6 protein-coding genes are annotated in these 18941 nt (G+C 58.9%); 1 reads left to right on the top strand and 5 read right to left on the bottom strand.

The genetic code is table 11. The features are described 5' to 3' along the window. Nucleotides 1-14 precede the first annotated feature (14 nt). The 4 genes from AACY49_RS05610 to AACY49_RS05595 all read right to left on the bottom strand — a co-directional run bounded on the left by AACY49_RS05610 (nucleotide 15) and on the right by AACY49_RS05595 (nucleotide 17484). Complete coding sequence (locus tag AACY49_RS05610; RefSeq protein WP_339522225.1) at nucleotides 15-3896, bottom strand: hypothetical protein; 3882 nt, start codon at nucleotides 3894-3896, stop codon at nucleotides 15-17. Continuing rightward, nucleotides 3893-8422: a Tc toxin subunit A-related protein gene (locus AACY49_RS05605; protein ID WP_339522223.1), complete on the bottom strand. Its 4530-nt coding sequence runs from the start codon at nucleotides 8420-8422 to the stop codon at nucleotides 3893-3895. The genes AACY49_RS05610 and AACY49_RS05605 overlap by 4 nt, the downstream gene beginning before the upstream one ends. A gap of 85 nt (nucleotides 8423-8507) precedes the next feature. Then, on the bottom strand, nucleotides 8508-13172 hold the full coding sequence (locus tag AACY49_RS05600; RefSeq protein ID WP_339522221.1) for a Tc toxin subunit A: 4665 nt from the start codon (nucleotides 13170-13172) through the stop codon (nucleotides 8508-8510). Nucleotides 13173-13395: 223 nt separating this feature from the next. Then, entirely contained in the window at nucleotides 13396-17484 is a 4089-nt protein-coding gene (locus AACY49_RS05595; RefSeq protein WP_339522219.1) for a hypothetical protein, read from the bottom strand. 478 nt (nucleotides 17485-17962) lie between these two features. Here AACY49_RS05595 and AACY49_RS05590 point away from each other — a divergent pair, with 478 nt between their 5' ends. Then, nucleotides 17963-18334, top strand: a complete 372-nt coding sequence (locus AACY49_RS05590; RefSeq protein ID WP_339522217.1) for a DUF6124 family protein — start codon at nucleotides 17963-17965, stop codon at nucleotides 18332-18334. A 148-nt stretch (nucleotides 18335-18482) separates the two neighbouring features. Here the strand turns inward: AACY49_RS05590 and AACY49_RS05585 are convergent, their stop codons facing one another. Next, nucleotides 18483-18842, bottom strand: a complete 360-nt coding sequence (locus tag AACY49_RS05585) for a PilZ domain-containing protein (protein ID WP_258699374.1) — start codon at nucleotides 18840-18842, stop codon at nucleotides 18483-18485. Nucleotides 18843-18941: the final 99 nt, after the last annotated feature.

Below are 18941 nucleotides of genomic sequence, written 5' to 3'. Positions count from 1 at the left end.
AAACCTGCATTCGGTTACTCAATCAGGAATTTCAGTATTTGTGGAGAGTCCGGGTATTGAGAGAACGTCAGCTGATAGATGTAATCTTCAATGCCCCATCTCGAAGCGATCACTGTCCACTCCAAAGTCAGTTCGTTGAACTTGCGTGGGGAATCCAGTCCCGGTTCGAATCCCATATCAAACTCTCCAAGCTGTCGGAACGACACCGACTCGTTCAGACATTCTGGCGGAACCGAGATGCTGAACTCGACCGGGCTCCCCAGCGCAATCTTCACGACAATCTCGGAATCCTTGATTTCGCACGGTTGATTTCCCACGCGATAGACAATAGCGGCCGGCAGCCCGGCAGAAGGAACCGGCCCCAACGACATCGCATTGACCGGCGATTGCTTGAGCAGGCGCGATGCCTCAAGTTGCAGGTTGTAAGCCCCGCCGATCGTGCCGGTGCACTGCCAACTCAACCCTTCTGCAGTCAAGGTTCGGGCAACGCCCAGCGCCGGCTGCACATTCGTAATCCCCAGCTCTGAGGGCAAGGAGTCCCCCTTCAACCCCAGGCAGACATCACGGCCGAGCAAATGGCTGCTCGCATTGTCGACCACCAACTTGATGGTATGAGCTTGGGTAGTCCGAGGAAACCTGGTCTCTTCGCCCCAGACTGTGGAAGGAACGTCAGCGTTCAGCTGAATCCGGGCATCGTCCCAGACACCCGCCGCCAATACCTTGAAACGGAAGGTATGGAACGGATCCGCCTCAGCGCCATCGCTGACACCTTCCAGCGTGGCGACGACCACCTGAACATCCTTTGCCTGTTCGGCCTTGTAGGCAAAATACGCCCACCCCTCGCCATCCGTTTCCACCCGTGCATGCTCTAGCTCGGCCGTAAAAACCACCTCCACACCGGAAGCGGCCCGTCGGGTGCCGGACGAGCGAACGTTGATCCCCAGCCAGACGCTTTCGCCCACCACCGGATCAAAAGCGGCCTCGCGCACCTCGCCGATCTCGATAGCGTTGTGTCCTGGTTCCTGCTCTTCAGACATGAGCGATCCTTCGTCCGTCATTGTTGTAGAAGTCGACACAGGAGGCGAATCCGATCCCATGGGTGCTGCGGCCAACACTGTGAATTCAAATGTGAAAGAGGGGGCGTCGTCGGGGCCATCGTAAGGGCTTGGCACGGTCGCAATCACCTCTACAGGGCCCGCTTGTGTGGCTGTGTAGGCAAAGCGTGCCCAGCCAGTCTCCTGTGTCGGAACCGGCGTAACAGTGTCGCCATCCTCATAGCTGACCACGACACCGGGTACTGACCGCTCGGTGTAATACGACTGGGCCTTGATCTCCAGAAAGGCGGTCTCGCCCACAAACATATCGAAAGTGGGCCCGCGTACGTCGGCTATCTTGATTCGGTTGTGCCCCAGCGACATAGGCACCGGAGGGTAAGTGAACCCGGCTTGATTGAGTTCCAGCGAGAGCCCCAACGCGCCGCTTTCGGTACTGGCGCGAGCGTCCAGCGTCCACTCCAGGCCATTACTTGGGAGATCCCGCGCATGGTCAGGCGCCAACGTCACATCGAGGGCATTGCTTGAGGCCCACTTCGCGGCGACCTCAAGCCCGGTCAACAGGCTGCCCGCTTTTGGCGTAAAGGCTAAGGTGTGCTGGCCTCCCAGGCAGGGATAGGCCATGTTTTCGAGGGCCAATTCCTTGCCGTCAAACGTGAACGTTCCGTCGTCCTCAAGCGTTTGTGACAGCAATCGTCCCTGCAACGCATAGGGTGCCAACTCGTCATGACACACATGCAATTGGAAAGGCGCACTGATATCGGCAGTTGAACGAACCGTCCAGATCAGTCCGTCTCTGGTCAATCGACGCTTGTCTTTCATCGAAGGTTCGAAATCAAAGCCCAAGTCGGCATCACTTTTCAGATCCAGATAGATCTCTTCGTCCAACAGGGTATCGTCACCGGGCAAGATCAGCAGGTCTACCGGCTGTGCATCGCGAAAACAGAGGAGTCCGACCGATCCCTCTTTCTGGCCATCCAATGTCACCGTGACCAGCTTGCTCCATGGATCCTCAGCCAATACCGTGACCGTGAACTCATGCCCCGGCTCCGCGTCATCGTAAGGGCTGACGGCTTTTGCCTTGATCTTGAAAGGGCCTTCTGCGACAGGGTCGTACCCGTATTCACACCAGCCGTCTGCTCCCGTCGGCAGCGTGGGCTCTGGTGTTCCATCAATGCTCCACTGAACATCAACCTCCCGGACCGCCTCCACACCGGGCACCTGCGAGCGAATCTGAACGGACATCGGCAGCTTCGGACCGCCCACCGCAGGAAATCTCGACGGCGGCTTCACATCCCCGATAGCCAACCAGTTGTGGGCCAGGTTCAGCGTTTGCGAGGGCGACCGGTTGAGCAATTTCGAGCAGCTGACATGGAATTCGAAAACACTGTCTCTTCGGTTTTCACACGCCATGCGCCATGCCAACCCGCTCCCCACAACGGGTTCCCCGGTTTCAAGCTTGGGGTTGAATGTCACACCCAGTCCTTCAGGTGTGTCCTCCCCCGTCCAATGCAGCGACAGCTCGGAGTCGGCCAATGCGTGACCTGACAGGAACGCCAGCCTGACTTCATGGGTGGCTCCGCGGCAGGGGTAGCCGGTTTTCGCACCCCACATCCATTCACGGGGCGATCCATCCAGCGCAAAAGTCGCACTCAGCCACGGGTCCTCCTTCAGGACACGCACCTTGAACACATGCCGGGCATCGTCCTTTTCATAGTGGCTGTCGACCGAGGCCACGATCTCCCAGTCGCCTTCTACGTCCGGTGTCCAGGTAAAACCGGCCTCGCCGTTCCCGCCTGAGGGTTGCATGTCCAACACGATATCGTCCGCAGGAGTCGGGCCTTTCAACGTCCAGGTGACCAAGCGATTGGCCAATGGCGTTTTGGTGTAATGGGACTCCACCCGCACCCGCAGTTCCACGCTCTGATCGAGGTCGATCACCGGATAGTAAGCGGCCTCCTGCAGCGAGATCACATCCAGCTGAAAATGACCGGAAACCGTGCGCAGCGGATACAGGTCGGCGGTGTAATAACTGCGTACGTGCAGGGTGTGCTCAACTTCCTTGTCTTCAACAATCCCGGCGCAGGTTATCGTCCACGGGTCGCTGACTGGATGCTCTAGCCCCCACCGTGGGCTGGCACTGAGAATGTTCTCAGGATCAGACACGCCGCCGTTCACCAGCAACCCTGCGTACGTTCCATTCCACGCATTGCCGCCGGTCACTTGCAGCGCAACGTCATGATGGGCGCCAAAGCACAGGTGCAGCGGTTCAGCGGGGGATTGTGGTTCGTCATCGATCATCACACTGTCCAGCTGCAACGGCTCCAGCTGCAACTCCAAACGCATGAAGGTGACCCGCACGGCGCCCGGCCTGCCCGGCCCGCCATTATCCGGACTGATAACGGTAAACCTGACCGTAGTTTCCGCAGCATCGAGGGTGAGCGGGTAAGCGTACTCGGTGAGATTGAGATCCAGCAGAGGTTGGTCGAGATTCAACGCCTGTTCGGCTTCAGCCTCGCGCGAAGGCACAAGCGTCAGATCCACTTCCTCGCCCAGACCGGGATTGATCCGCAGCGTACCTACGGCGCCTTGTACCGCCTCGTACCAGAAAATCAGCTTGTAATCCGCCTTGCCGGATTCAGGGCGCGGCGATGATGCCAAGGTAATCTCCTGATAGCCCTCCCCCATATTGACGGCATTCATGAAGCCGATCGTTTTGCCCTGCCATAGCCCTTCCTGCCGGGTGACCTTTATTTCGTCATTGATGATCCAGTCGTTCAGAACATCCTGAAAGTCGCCGTTGAGAATGAAGTTGTGGTTGGCGTATACATTTTCTTCGCTCATGGCTGCGTCTTCCTTGCGCGTGTGGTACCCGTGGCCTGATCGGGCGAACTGGTTTCGGAGGTAGATTTGAGCAAGCCCTCAACAGCGGTGGCGAAGTTCGCCCCGCCATCCCGGGCTTGATATCTCAGCGTCAGAATGACGTCCGTCAATGACTGCAGAAGACTCGCTTGGGAAGGCTGGCCATGCCTGGGGAACGTCAAGACATAACTGGCATGGGCGCCCGTTTTTTCAAAAGGTGCGTAACGGTCATCATCCACAGCATCGACAATGCCGTTGTCGTCCAGCCCCAAAGACAACCCTATCTGCTGGTAAGGACGCAGGTTCTGCACCAGAGAACCCAGAATCGGCGTGGCCCCATCTACACCGTGCAAGTGTTCGACAGTCTTGATTTCCGGCTCAAGAGTCGTGGCGCTGCTGATTTGCACCAGCGTGGCGCAAATGTTCTGGTAAGGCCCCAACAGACCGGGGAAGGTCAGTGACAACCCTTGGACCTGACGGCAGTAGTGGCCCGGGTAGTCTTGATCGAAGAGTTTTTCGTTCAGCTCGAATTCCAGCTTCCCTATATCTAAGCCCTCCTTCCACTTGACCTCGCCCATCAGCGTCTTGAGGGAAATCGTTTTCACCAACTGCAGCCGGCGCTCGTCGCGCTTGATGCGCGCAGCCGCCATCCTCAGCAGATCCAGCTTCAGCGAAGCACCGGTCGTGAACCCGTGGCAGGTGTCCATCCAGACATCCGGGCGGATAAAACGGGTCTTGTAGTCAGCCATTTCATACTGCCAACAGGTTTCGGCACACAGGCACAGGCCGGCGACCACGTCGTAAACCTGGTAGATCAAAGTCTTCACTTGCCCAACGACCCAGTTGCTCAACTCCAGGCCAGTACTGCGGTTCTTGTAGAACGCGTACACCGCCTTGGCCTGATGATTGGCTATTTCAGTCTGTTGCAGACTGGCCCGAGCGGCGCTGATCGCGTGATCCTGGGCCAGCAGTTGCTCGCGCAACACCCGTGCCTCGGCATTGGACTGGTCGCGCACCAGCTCCCATTCTTGCTGGCGCCGCCTCTGCTGCTCAATGATGCTGGCCTCTTCGGCTTCGCGCATCATCAGATCCGCCGTCAACTGAGCCACCTCCGCGAAAGCGTACGGGACAGCCGCCAGACGCATACCGCCGTTGGATGTCCCAAAGATATTGGGAGCCAGATCCAGTGCCGCCCCTGCGGCCCGAAATGCCCCAGCACCCCCGGCGACATACCGGGCAATCCTGTTTTTTTCCAGAACGCCGTACTCAGCCTCGGAAACCCCTTCATCGATCAAGTTCTGATAGTGCTGCGCGCGGGCCTTGATCATGCTTTCGCTTTGCCGCAACGACGCAGCGGTGGCCTCAAGCTGGGCGATCGTCGCCTCGTGGATCGAACGGGCATAGTCAGCCAATTCGATCATGTGGCCTTGTTGCAACTCCTCCAATTCGCCCCGGTCACGCTGCTCCAGCCATGACCTGAGCTGATCCTCTTGCTGGATCAGAAACTCCACGCCCTGCAGTGCCAGGTTATGCACGGTTTGCCATTTGTAAGGCACGACCTGCACCTGCCCCCCCGGGTTGCGGAACGTCCCCAGAGTGCCATTGGCTTGCGCCCGCAACAGCTCCAACGGATCCATGGTCGGGCTGAACAGCGGAATCGACAGCGGCTGACCGTCGATCGAGCGGTTGTTGCGCAAGTTGTTCAGCCGCGCGTCGAGCAGGTCCCACAAGGCTTTGGGACGCTCATTGAGCCCGGGGCGAAACACACCTGAGCCCAACAGGTCGAAACGCGGCGTGGTCAGCATGCCGGTGGGCAGATCGGCCAGGCTGAGTTCAAAGTCGGCTTCGAAGGCTTTCAGGGGGTCGCGCCCGCTGACGCTCGTCAGCACGTCTTTGAGTGGCTTCGGTTGCCATGTGCTGGCCGTTTCAGTGACCGGTTCTTCGCCGATCAACGTCCGTGCCCTGCTGTAGTTCAGCGCGGCGTGAACCATGCTGTCGTAATCCAGGTGGCGATAGAGGCCGTCCCCCCACTCGATCAGGTTTTCCACATAACGCAGAAAAATGGCGATCTTGAAGTGAATCGGTGCGGTATAACCGATCGCGTCCGGATCCGACGGCGCCGCACGTTCATACGAACTATCAATGTTCTCGTTTTGCAGCGCACGGCAGCGCCAGTACGCCGGTGCCGGAATCACCACCGGATCATCGGGCTGCGGGCTCTCCGACGGCTTGACCTCGCGCGCCAAGGGGTTGAAGACGTACTCGTACCAACTCTGCGCTTCGTGGTAACGGCCTTCCGCCGACAAGCGTGAACCCACCAGATCCGGTGTATGGAAAAACAGCTCCCAGAAGTACAAACCGTTGCAGCCGTCGAATGGCCCGTTTTCCTCAATCGTTCCATCGGGCATGAGCGGCTCGTCCACATGCTGGGTGTCCCAGGAAAGCAACGCATCGACCGACACTGCCGCCCGGCTGGTCAGCACGGGGCCGAACGTGGAGTTCACCCGTGAGTACTTGAGCACCTGTTGGCTGTTGTTGAAACTCAGAAACTGCGCCCCCTCGGCGCTGCTCTTGTCGAGGGACGGGGTGGTGTAAAGGCGCGGTCTCTCGTTCAACAAGACGGAGAACTTGTTGCGCCCGTATCCTTTTTGGCCCTCATCCGCCTCACCGAAAAAAAAGTCAATATTCGAACCAATGGGAAAATTGTTAACCCCCAACGATGCGGTTTCCCGGCTATAGGTCCGCCAAGGGGTCGCGTATTGACCGTCCAGTACGCCGGTCGAGATCCAGGGCAGTGGATCAGCTTCAGTCGATTGATCCATGTTGAGTTTGAAGACCACAGGGGCATAGAGAACCCTCGGTACCACCTGATTTTGCTCATTCAACACGGCATCACCCAGGCCGGTGATGAAAAAGCCGGCGCCGGCCCGAATCTCGTCTTGCGTTCTTCCAAGCAGATACGTCAATGCAGTCGCAGAAAGCGTGGCCACGGCTTCTGCCACCCAGATCCCGTCACCGACCGATGTTTCCTTGAAGTCGGCGGCAGCGAATGAATGGACCGTTTCCTTGCTGGCATCTTTGGGCAGTTGCACGTCATAAGCCTTCGACGGCTTTTCCCGCGTGGTCAGCGTGATTCGCAACTGCTTCTCGCCGGCATCGACAATGCTGATGTCGACAGACGTATCCTCCGTCACCGCCCTCCAACTGATCGACATGCGCTGCAGTACACGACCGTTTTCCTGCACGGCATCGCAGCGTCCCCGAACCCTGAGCACCTCATAAAAGTTGCTGTCCGCCCCTTGCTCGCGGGTATAGACGGCATCCAGAAAAAAATTCGCATTGATTGAGCCTGACGTTTCCACAGCGCTGGTAATGGTGACCGTCGAATAATCCTGTGGCACCACCTTTTGTTGCAGGCTGGCCGCGTTCCTGAAACGGCCAAAGGTCATCGTCAGCAGGGTCGCGGTGTCATCGACCACCTTGCGGAACAACGCATCGCGGGTTTCATGAATTTCGATTTCATGGAACGATGCCCGCCCGTCCAGGCCGTGGCGGTTGGTGTAACAAACGGCCAATCGATCGTCCTTCGGATCACCGTCGCCCAGTGACACAACGGTCAATCGGCCATTGGACACGTCGTACTCGCAGTCACGCTGATGCAGCGACAACGGCGCCGACCACTGACCGTTCAGGGAGCTGAAGGACAGTTTGATTTCCAGCGACCAGGGTGTCTGCACCACGCCGTTGCTATCGACCTGGCGCTCTCGCCATTCACACCAGACCAAAACCGGGAGCCCCAGCCAATTCACGCAGCGGATGTCCACTACGGTGCCGGTGGTGGCGATATCGATCTTCTGCCATTCACCCCAGGCAGCCGGGTTGATTTTTTTGCTGGCGTTGTCCAGCTCGACGTTGACACTGCGCAAGTAGTAAGCAAACGGCGCTGTCCGTTCCTGCCCGATCAGGTAATAGCGTGCGTCCTGAACGTTCGCCCCGTCGATGTAGCCGCTGAGCACGTCAAGATCACAGATGCGCTGGAAGGCCTGGGTGTACTCCATCAAGCCCCTTTGCACCGACCCGGTACTCAGGCGCATCTGATTAAGGCTGTTTTCCAGCGCCAGAAACAGCGTGGTTTTGTTCAGGCGCAGTGACGGGACAATGTAGTTTTCCGCCTGATCCTTGAGCAACACATTGGCCGACCACGTGCTGTAGTGACTCAGAATCCCGTACCAGTACTGCAAATCCTCCTCTTCGAAATGGCCGTTTTCGTACCCCTTTTCCATGCCGCTGTAGACCGACTGGATATGTTGCTGCAACGTCCGCACGGTCGAGGAAATCCGGGTGGCCTCCAATTGCGCACTGTCCTGGACATCGAGCATCAGATATTCGCTCAATTCCTCGGAGGTACGCAGGGTGACGGCGCCTGACCATAGCTTCTGACCCAGCACCGCTTCCACCATCGCCGCCGTGTAACGTTGCGTCAGCTCATTGATTTGCAGCGTTTCCATTGTGTTTTTCTCCCTGTCGCTGGGTAATGACCCGACCGGCCTGCAAACGCAGTGTTCAGGCCGGGCCTGCGGACAACCAATCAGTTCATGATGTCGACGATGAACGTCGGGTGACGGGGCGTTTGCCCAAGGTGCCTTCGATCACCAGTGCCTCATTCAAGCGGTCGCAGAACAGGCTCAGCTGGAACCGACCGTTTCGGATGTCGGCGGTGCGGATCTCCACCTGACAGGGGTCATCGGTGAACTCGAAACGCGTGGCCAAAGGTGGGGTGAACACCATGCCCAGCGCCTGGGTGGAATAGTCGGAACTCCACCCCAGCGCACCCTGGCTGCCCCGGAGTTGCGAGGCGTCGGCCGGAGCGATTTCGAGGCGGTAATGCCCGTTTCGGAACAGGGTGAGCTCGTCGGTGCCGGGGGTGATCGGCACACGGATTTCGCCGCTGAGCCCAATCTCGATCAGCTCGACTTTCCATTCGAAGGCGCGAACGACAGTCAAATCGAACCGTTGCGTGAGCGGTGGATGAAGCACCAGATCGGCGGTCACGACAAATAGGCCAGGCAACGCCGACGTGAACGGATACACCGCTCGACCTTGCGCATCGGTCGCAATGGACACCTCCACGGGTGGTGTCGAATTGACCTTCCACAACACCGGATAATTGCCAACCGGCTTCGCATCCGCGTCGCTCGACTCCTTCACATCCACCCACAGCAACGTCGGCCGCGTCGCGCCGGCCACCGGGAAGCGAATGACTTGCGAATAGTTCTGAATCACGGCGTCACTCACCACCCACACCTTGACCTCGACCACGGGATCAGAGCCCAGTTGTGCATAGATCGTCAGATCGCCGGACTGCGGATCGGCCACCGAAAAATCGGAGAACCCGTCCGTATCGCTGGCCGCCTCGACTTTGGTCGGTTCGACACTCGTCCACCACATCACCTTCTCGCCCGCAACGGGTGCACCGTCGAGCCCGACAACCTGGCAGCGTACCGGCAAGGCATGCCCGACCATCACCACCGCGGTAACAGCGGGCTTGTCGAGAATCCGTGGCTTGTCGGCAAACACAATGGGACGACTGAAGGTGAGCTTGTGGCTGCCCTCCACGTTGCCGACCGCAAGGGTGGCATTACCCGGACTGACGCTGGAGATCCACACCCGGCTCAGGCCATCCTTGTCGGTGTACGTCTGGCTGGGGCGGATTTGCCCCAGCGTGGTGGACCAGGCCACCTGACGATGAGCCCCCCGGTTGCCATAATCGTCGATCAGCACAGCGTACATCTCTTGCTCCCACAGACGCCCCGCCAACACCGGATCTCGGGGCGGCAGCCCGCTCAACTCGGAATTGAACTTCAGGGTCGCCTCATCGCAGTCGATCACCACCGATGGGGCATACACCGGCTCATACAGCGGCAAATTGAACGACACATGGGCGGTGCCCATCCGCGCCCCCGCCTGGAGCCGGGCCCAGGCCCGCCCCTGATGATCGGTGCGGGTCACCGGCGTGAGCATCGCCCCAAGGTCTGTCGACCAGTGAATGTCCACGCCCTTGAGCGGCTCACCGTAAAAGTCGAGCAGCAAGCATTCGAACTCCGCCACTTCCTGTGGCAGGTTCGCGATCAGGGTCGGGTTGTCCACCACGCAGCGGGTGGTAAAACTCTGCCCGACTTCCGCCGAATCCTGGGCGGTGGTCATGGCATTGAATCGGGCCAGGCTTTCCAGCGCGCTTTGCGCGGCCAAGGCATAGGCCGGTTCCAGATCCAGCGGGTACAACGTGCCCAGGCGCAGCGCTGCCGTGGCATCCATCCCGTGCCTGGCCAGCTCCAATGTGCGATCCAGCACATCAAGGTGCGCCAGATTGCGCAGAATGGGCCGGGCCGGGCTATCGCTGCCTTCGATCTCGTGATTGATGTGCTCGGCGCATTCGAGCACATGCCGGATCCCGCAGCCGAAATAGGTGGCCAGTTTGTCGGCGGCGGCATCACGAACCAGGCGCAATCCGTCCTCACTCAGGTCGTCGGGCAACTGGTTGACCTGAAGCAGGTAGTCGAGCATTTTTTCCTCGGGCTGGCGGGCCCGGGTAATCAGCCGGCGGTAGAACGCCAGGTAGTACACTGCCCGGATCGAGATCTCGTACGGGCTCTGCAGACTGAACCATTGATACTGTTCGCCCGTCAGCAGTGTGGCGAGCATTTGCGGACTCAGCCCAAGCTTGTCGGCAATCCTGCCGCGCCGCTCCAGCTCCGCAAGCATTTGCAGGAATGAGTCCGGTTTCTCCAGCACCTGTTGCAGGCGTGCAGGCTGCAGCGTCATGGCTTCTTGCAAAAAGTCATACACGTGCCCCTGGGCCCAGGACAACACCTGCGCGGCCAGCAACGAATCCAGTTTCAGATAAACCGAAATGCCTTCCTCCACCACCACCCGCTGCTCGTCCCGGCAACGCAGCACGATGGTGCGGATGAGGTTCTGCAGAGGCTCACGTTCAGGGGCGTCCTCATCTTCCGAATAGACAGACTTGGCGATCGTTTCGATCTCTGCGTCGGCACGTGCCAGATACTGGGTCTCGGTCTCACCATGGCGCCCGATCACCAAGCCGTTGTCGTCCACCAAAGGGCTCAGCAGCGCCAGCCACTGGACGAGCTGCTCATGACTGTCCCGTAACGGGGCACCTTCCTCCAGCAGCGTGGCCTCCTGCACCAGCACCGCTTGCGCCTGGCTGCGCAATTGCCGCAGAAACTGCTCCTGGGCCTGCGACCAAACGGTCGGCACATACACAGGGTTGACGTTTTGCACCAACCACAGCACCGGTAAATCGTAGTCGCGGGCCCATGCCGCAGCGCTCATTAGCCCGCGGATGGCGCTCAACGCATCCGCGCCGTCTCCCGAGCCGTAGCTGGACACCGCTGGCTCACCCGCCAATTGCGCCACCAGGCCTTCGCCTTCGCTCAGGGTTTGCAGCAGCGCGGTCGACTCGATAGGCGTCAGCCCGAACAATCGGCCCAGCCGCACCAGACGCCAGAAACTGGAAAGAATCGCCAGGCTGCGCTGCAAGTGTGTCTTGAGGCCATAGGCCTCGGCGATCACCGTGGCCAGGTAGCGGTAGGTCTCGAAGTTGATGTCCAGCGCGCTGCAAATCTGATGCACCGTCAGCTGTTCGGCTTCGGTGCGCGGCACGATGGCAAACTCGACATTGTCGATGCGCAGGTTTGTTTCATACATCGCCTCTCGGTTGTACACCCGATCAAAGTGCGACTCTTGCCCGTCCTGGCCGTACACCGACAGCACGTCGATGAACGCCGCGAACTCTTCGGCCTTACAGTCGTAAGCCGTGTTCAACTCCTTGAACAGCCCCAGACAACGCAGGGTATTGGGGCGAATCCAGATCGACGGTTCCCCGGTGCCACGACGTTCGGCGTTCATCGCTGCGATGAGCAGTTGATCGACCTGATGGCTGGGCAACTGCAGCATGCGATCCAGCCGGCACTTGCGATTGATCCGGTCCATGCGGTGTTCCAGAGCCTCGAAATTCGTCTCGCCCACATGAATCAGCTCGAACCGAGCCCCCACGACGCTTGGCACGATATCGATAGCTGGGGCTTCCCCCCCATGGATATAACGGGCACCTGCCGTGACCCCCGTCAGCGGCACATCCGGGTTACCCAGCGCCGGGGCGTTGGCCGACAGTTTGGGCGTAAAGGCACCATGCCCCAGCAAGCAATCGACCTTGCGTTGATCGAGGCGTGTTGCATCCTTGAAAATCCACAGCCTGCGCAGGCTTTCGAGGAAATTCGCCAGGCTGCCAAAGTTGTCGAGATAGAAATCGTCGGCGGACTTTTGCGGATCCGCATCGACCAGCCGTGTACGTGGATCCACCCTCCACAACGGCACGTTGGCCATCGCGCCATTCAAGGGAAAGTACGGGTCTTCCAGCAGCAACGACAAATGCAGCGGCCCGATGCCGCTGCTCAGTTGCAAGGCCACATCGGCGCGATCGCCCCGGGCGCCCGGGTTCTTGAAATACGGGTAATCCAGGTCGACCCGGCGAATGATGTCCCCCAGCGCCCCCTTCTTCACCGCTTCGCCGACAACATGAGTGAGGCTTTCCCAGTCGTGGTCATAGGGCAGGCTGTTGTGAAAACGGATCGTGCGCAGGTACGCCTTGACGGTCGGGTAGTGGATATGGGACCAGGACGATATCTGGGCCTCAAGCACCGCGCTGGCGATTTCCAGTCGTGACTGCACGTGGTTGATCGCCATCTCGTCGATCAGCAATTGATCCACATCCGGCCGGCGCGCCTCCAGCGCGATGGCCTGGGCCGGATCGCCCTGCGGCACGATGTAGTCTCGTACCCATTCACGCAGAGCCACCATGTAAGCGGTGGTCGAAGCGCCGTGCTCAGGGCTGCCTGGCGGGGCGGCGCCGTTGATATCCGGGTTGAACTGTTCCGTGTACGTGGGCAACGGCACCAACGCCTTTTCATCGTCTGGCGTCGGTGCAGCGCGCAGACTCTGCTCGCGATACACCCTGGCCATGTACAACGCCAGGGCATTGCCACGGGCGATCAACGAGTGGGCCTGTTCGCGGCCCAGGCCAAGCTTCTGCAACCCGCCGGCGCCCAGTTTTATCAAGTCGAACACGCTGGGGTTCTGCGCGATGTAATCATCGAAAGGCAGGCCGGCATCATTGCGCTCCTCCCCCAGCACAGCCTTGACCAATTGGTGGATCGGACGATTGTCGGATGCATTCATTGCGCTATTTTCCCTTCAGGCAAAAACCAGGGCCGGATCCCGTCAGCGGGTTGGCGGTTGCTTGCGTCAGGCTGATTTAGCGCTTGCAGACAAGGGCTGGTCTACTGTCAGATCTGACAGGTGAGATGACCGCTGATCAGAACGCGCAGCCATGAATGCCATTTGAAGCGGACAAAAAAATGGCCCTCACAAGAGGGCCAGATCTGAAGGAAACAGCAAAGCGTCAGCCGGCATCGATCACCGTGAAATCACGCTCGAGCATCCAGGGGGATTGCAAGGTGTCTTTGTACCCTTTCCCTCCCATCCTGAAGCCCCCCAGTGGTAGCCCACCGGTCACGATCACCCATTGTCCCAGCGCATCGGCAACACCTTTGCCCCATATGACATTGCCGTTGCCCGATCTGTAGAGCCGCACTTCCACCCCCGGCATTGCCGTGCCGCGGATCACTTCGTGAGGGGATATCTGGGCGTCCGCGACCGGGCTGGCGATCTCGGGGTGGTCAATTTCATCGGCAACCTTGAAGCCGATGGCAGTGCTCAGCCAAGGCGAATCTTGACCATCCATGGACTGCCGGACATTGATCTGATGGGCAGTCTCTTGCACTGTCAGCTCAACTTCACAGCGCACTGACCAATAGCCTTGCGCGTTCACCGTTGTGGTGGCGTAAACAGTTTCTGTCTGATCTTCAATCACTTGAACTTCGGCTCCGGCGATGCCCCTTCCGGCGAATACCGGCCGCCGTTCGAGCTCCTGCGCCGCATCGTTCACCGGCTGATCGACAATCACCCTTTCGACAGGCATCTGGATCACCTTTACGTTGCGGTTGGGCAACAACCACTTCGACACGACGCCATCGCGTGACTGACGCACCGAATAGGTATAAACGCTTTCCGCCACCGGCAATTCGATCTGCGAGCGTACCGCCCACTTCCCGTTGCGATCCACCCGGGTCGTCGCCAATACCGTGTTCATGTCATTCACCTTGCAGATGAAGATTTCAGCCCCCGGCTCCCCCCCGCCGGAGAACATCGGCCGCCGCCCTACCTCTTGCTCCACGAGCGGAAACTGCACGGTGGGCGCTTCAAACTGGGCAGTCTTGCGCTCCACCATGAAGCGCCCGCTCTCGGCCCACTCCGAAGCCTTGCCGTCCACGGTCTGACGCACGATCACCCGCGCCGCGCCGACGGGCAGGTCCTTGTTGCCCACCACGGCCCACCGCCCATAGGCATCGGCCTCCGTCGCCGGCGCCAGCACGTCTTCGGCGTTGAACCATGAAGCGACGGTGATGCTGGCCCCAGGCGTGGCCAGGCCACTGTACAGCGGCCGGACCCCGGCCCAGTCGCCGGTCAGGGGTTCGGTGATTTGCGGTGCCGGACCAAGCAAAAGAAAAGTACTCGTGGATGACGCGAGAGAGTCCAGCCCCGCACCGGCTCGCGCAAACGCCTTGATGCCGTTGGTGGCGATCATGTTGTGCTCGAAGCTGGCCGACCAGGTGCCATCCTCCTTCACCGTGACGGGGGCGAAGTTGTGAGCACTGCCTGTCCGTTGGACATGCACGGTATCCCCCGGATAACCGAATCCAGAGATCCTTAGCAGACGGCCCAGCGCTTCGCCATTACGGGGTGTGTCGATCACCGGCACGGCTGGCACCACCGTGACGACACGCTCGAACGGTTCACTGAGGTATGTCTTCTGACGAAGCCTGGCCTCCACGGTTTTCGGCCCCACCGACAGTGTCAGCGTTTCCTCCCAACTGCCGTCCGGCTTCAATGGAATGTCTTTAATGAAGGGTTGGCTTTCACCCTTGATCGACAACTCGACGGTGCCCTGCGACGCAGTCGTTGTGCCTGTGAACGTCGACGTCCGCGCCGGCCTGCCGTTTGGCGCCGGCACCGTTATCCCGGGCTTCGGCACGCGAACCTTCACCGTCTGCGCTGCGGTCCGGTCGGATTTGTTTTCGCTGAATTGAGCGTCCTGCTGGATGGCATAAACAGTCAAACTGGCCGGGGCTTGCTCCGCCAGCGTCACCGTCCATCCACGGTCAGGGCGCACCTGGTTGCTCCCCAATGGCTGATGGGTGGCTTGCGAATAAATAACCACCCAACAGCCCGGGAAACCTGTCCCCTCAATGACCGGAACAAGATCGACCTCGGCATTGTCGGCCGTGGTGATAATCGGCACCGGGGATTTAACCGTAAACGTTCGCGTGCCCGGTGAGGATGGCTGCCCACCGCCGAAAGCCGCTGTGGCCGTGAGGGTATAGGTGCCCGGCGCCCACTCTTCGGTGGCGTTCAGGGTAAACGTGCCGCCCGTGGCCGTCAGCGGTACATCCGGTTTTCCCGGAATTTTCAAAACGATGGCCGACCCTGGCCAGGCGCTGCCGGAAATCTGCGGACGCTGTCCGGAGGGGACATTCGACGGTGGATTGCTGAATACGGGGGGAGGCGAAGGGATGGTCATGGTTGCAATTTTGGCACTGTCGCCGGACCACCGATTGTTCACCCATTGCCGTGCGGCAAGGTTGGTGTAAACGCCAGGCGCAAGATCGGCAGTTGCAGTGGTGTCCCAGATGAGGTTGGTCCGCACGGTGGCCTGTGGCACGCCGGCCAGGGCGACACCATTGTTGTAAATGCCGATCTTGACCTCATATGTGCCCCACTGACGTCCTCTGCCGGCAAAGGTAGCCCTCTGCCCGTTGACGGTGGCGGTCACGTTCGTCGGTACGGGGGTAGGGACGTTGACAGACAGATTATCAACCCAACTGGAGTTGTAAATACGCCCGCTCCCCCCGTCGGAAACGCTTTGTTTACCGGTGAATTGGTAGCTGCCCGGTACAAAAGTTTCCGGGATATCCTTCGTCCAGTTACCCGAGTTGACCGGTGCATCAAAGTAAAAGTTGGCGGTAAAAGATTGATGAATGTGCATTTGAACACCGGTACCGTCATAGCCGGTGCCGTACAGCTCAACACCTTCCCCTTTTGGCCTGGATAACAGAGTCGGTTCGGGCGGTCGAATCAGGAACAGTTGGGAGACGCCACGCCCGGAAGTCTTGCCGCTGTGGGTCTGCCGTGCCACCAGCCTTCTTGGCCCTGGCTCTAACGTCACGTTGGCGCTCCAGGTACCCGCCTGCGCCGCGGCACCATTACCGACCACGGTGTCTGTCATATCGATGAGGACTGCAACTGCGGCGCCGGGCAACCGATTGTTACCACTGACGGAAAAGGTCCGTTCCTGAGTCAAACCACCGGCAGGTGAACTAATGGCCGGATTTCCTAAAACGGTAAAGGTGACGGGTAATGTGTAACCCGGCGTGAAGCCGGGATAGGTAAAACTTGCGGTCGCCGTCAAGCGCCCGCTGGGCCACTGCGCAGTCATGGGTGACTGCCAAGCCATGGATGAGGGAACGAGAACGGGTTGGGCCAGGACATCCCCATAATCCGCCCTCACCACTGCCATTGTAGAATCTGGAGCGGCGGTACCACGGAAGATAACTTCGCTAATGGGCAATACATCGCCCTGGGCTGGCGAAGTGAGCGTCGCCAGATAGATAGTCGGACTGTTTGTGTATGTAGATAACTTACTACCTATTTGTTGCCAGGCTTGTGTATCCAAACTCACAAGACCGGCCGGGAATTTGACACTCGCGCTCCAACTCCCATCAGGTTGGATAACAGCGGTGGGGGTCTCGTAACTATAGGCATTACGAATGCGTACGGTACCGGCTCCGTATATGCCTCCGCCCCCTGTCATCGTAAAAGGGGAAGCAGGAACATTCTTGATCGGTTTGAAGGTTGGGGCAGGAACTGTATATGACACTCTCACACCTATGTTCATCGGAACATCCGACGTACCCGCTCTGTCATATATGTATTGAAAGTTTATCCACGCATAATCGGAATTACCTGCTACGGAGCTGCCTCCACTGATGGTGTGCCATTGACCATCCTGGGTGGCATCGTCGTTACTCAGTTCTGAATACCCCCAACTGCCTGCCGAACTCATAGACAGGTATACGTTGCCGGAATGCCTGCCATTGCTCAAAGCCCTGTATCGCTTTGCCTGACAAGTAAACAATTTCCCGGCTGCATCCCATGAGTATTCCACCTCAAGTTCTGCCCAATAACTCTCTTTTGTCACACGCAACGTTGTCAACACAAACAAATCATTTTCTTTTTGTTCCGAATCAACAACAAGAGTCACATCAGCTGGCTGTTCAACGACTTCAGGTTCTTTTTCAATATCGTCAGTAAGGCGTATTTCTTCCAGTGCATTACCAAGCAGATTTTTTTTGACATCATCGTTTATATCCATGACTGACACCGTTATTTTCACGATTTTGGAAACTCTGCCCGGAAGCGTTCTTGAACTATTGAATGCCAATCCATCTGGCCCCCGCACCTGACAGATCTGACAGTTCCAATAAACGGTAATCCACGGTAAAGGTGTATTTCAGAAGCTTTCACGCCGTCATCCCTCGGCTACAACGGGTTGCGCCATTGCCTACAGATCCGCCAGAATCCGCCGGCTTGTGCGCCTTGTGCCTGTCCCGTAACTTGATCCGTGCCGCTGCCAATCAGTGGTCGGGTTTAGTCGCCCGGTGGTAGAAATGATGTGTATAAGCGTCATCCAGTCGGGTATTCCCTATCCCCGCACTCGATGGTGGCTGTTCGCAGGGCGCCTCCGGGCGCGCCGGGATTCATTTCTCCACCGGTCGACTAACCTGCGTTCAGCCGCCACCCTAATTCGTTTAGTCGCGAGTCGGTGGCAGCACCACCTCGGAGAAATGACTATGTTCAAAGCCACACCCAATCCCCCCGAAACCGACCCGGTTTCCCCCTACGCCACCCTCAATTCAAAAAAACTCCACGACGCCGCCGAAAAGGCCCTCGACCACTACCTAAAACCCGACACCGCCCCGTCGCGCTCATCCCAGGACCGTGCCATGAAAATGTTCACCGTTGTCCCCGATGCCAACCCCGAAGCCTTGACCATCGAGACCTACGAAACCTTTTCGACGGTCAGCATTCTGCTGCTCGACCTGGCTGAAAGCCTGGACGACAAGCCGCGGCATCTGGCGATGGCGATTTATCGGATGAGTGAGTTGGGGTTGATGCTGGTGGAGCGGTCGCTGGATAACGAGCGGGCGATTGCTACGGCCTGACCTTTAAATATCCGGCGACTGTATTGACGCCATCGCGAGCAGGCTCGCTCCCACAGGGGATTTGAGTTGAACACAAGCGTTGTGATCAACGCCTACCACTGTGGGAGCGAGCCTGCTCGCGATAGCAATAGTGAAACCGCCGCAGCCTTCAGGCCGAGGCAGGCAGCGGCTGAAAGCTGAAGTACTGCTGTAACGCCGAGACCAATTGCCCATACTCCGGCGGTGCCCGTTGCAGGCTGAACCCGGCGTCATAGTGGTGGGGGGTTGCGTCTTCGTGGCACCACAGGCAGCAGGCATTGAGGTCGATCACCTGCTGGCAGTTGCCGTCCATGGGGATTTTCAGGCGCAGGTCAAAGTCGGCACCCACCATGATCGGCAACTGGCTGATCAGCATCAGCCCGTCTTCGGACAGATTGCCCAGAAAGCCGATGGGCTTGTCGGTGACGCTGTTGAACACTTTGAGAAAATACGGCAGTTGATGCCGCTCGATCCGGCGGTCAGTGAACATGCGTTAGTCGCCATGCAAGGCCCTTAAGCAGGGCCGCACTAATGCTTCGGAACGGGGCCTGCTCTATTGCTTTATAGGCATGAGCCGCGCTCTCCCCGA

The sequence above is a fragment of the Pseudomonas sp. EL_65y_Pfl2_R96 genome (genome assembly GCF_963970905.1).
Classification (GTDB): domain Bacteria; phylum Pseudomonadota; class Gammaproteobacteria; order Pseudomonadales; family Pseudomonadaceae; genus Aquipseudomonas.
Note: the sequence above shows the minus strand (reverse complement) of the source record. Positions and strands in the feature narration are given on the sequence as shown.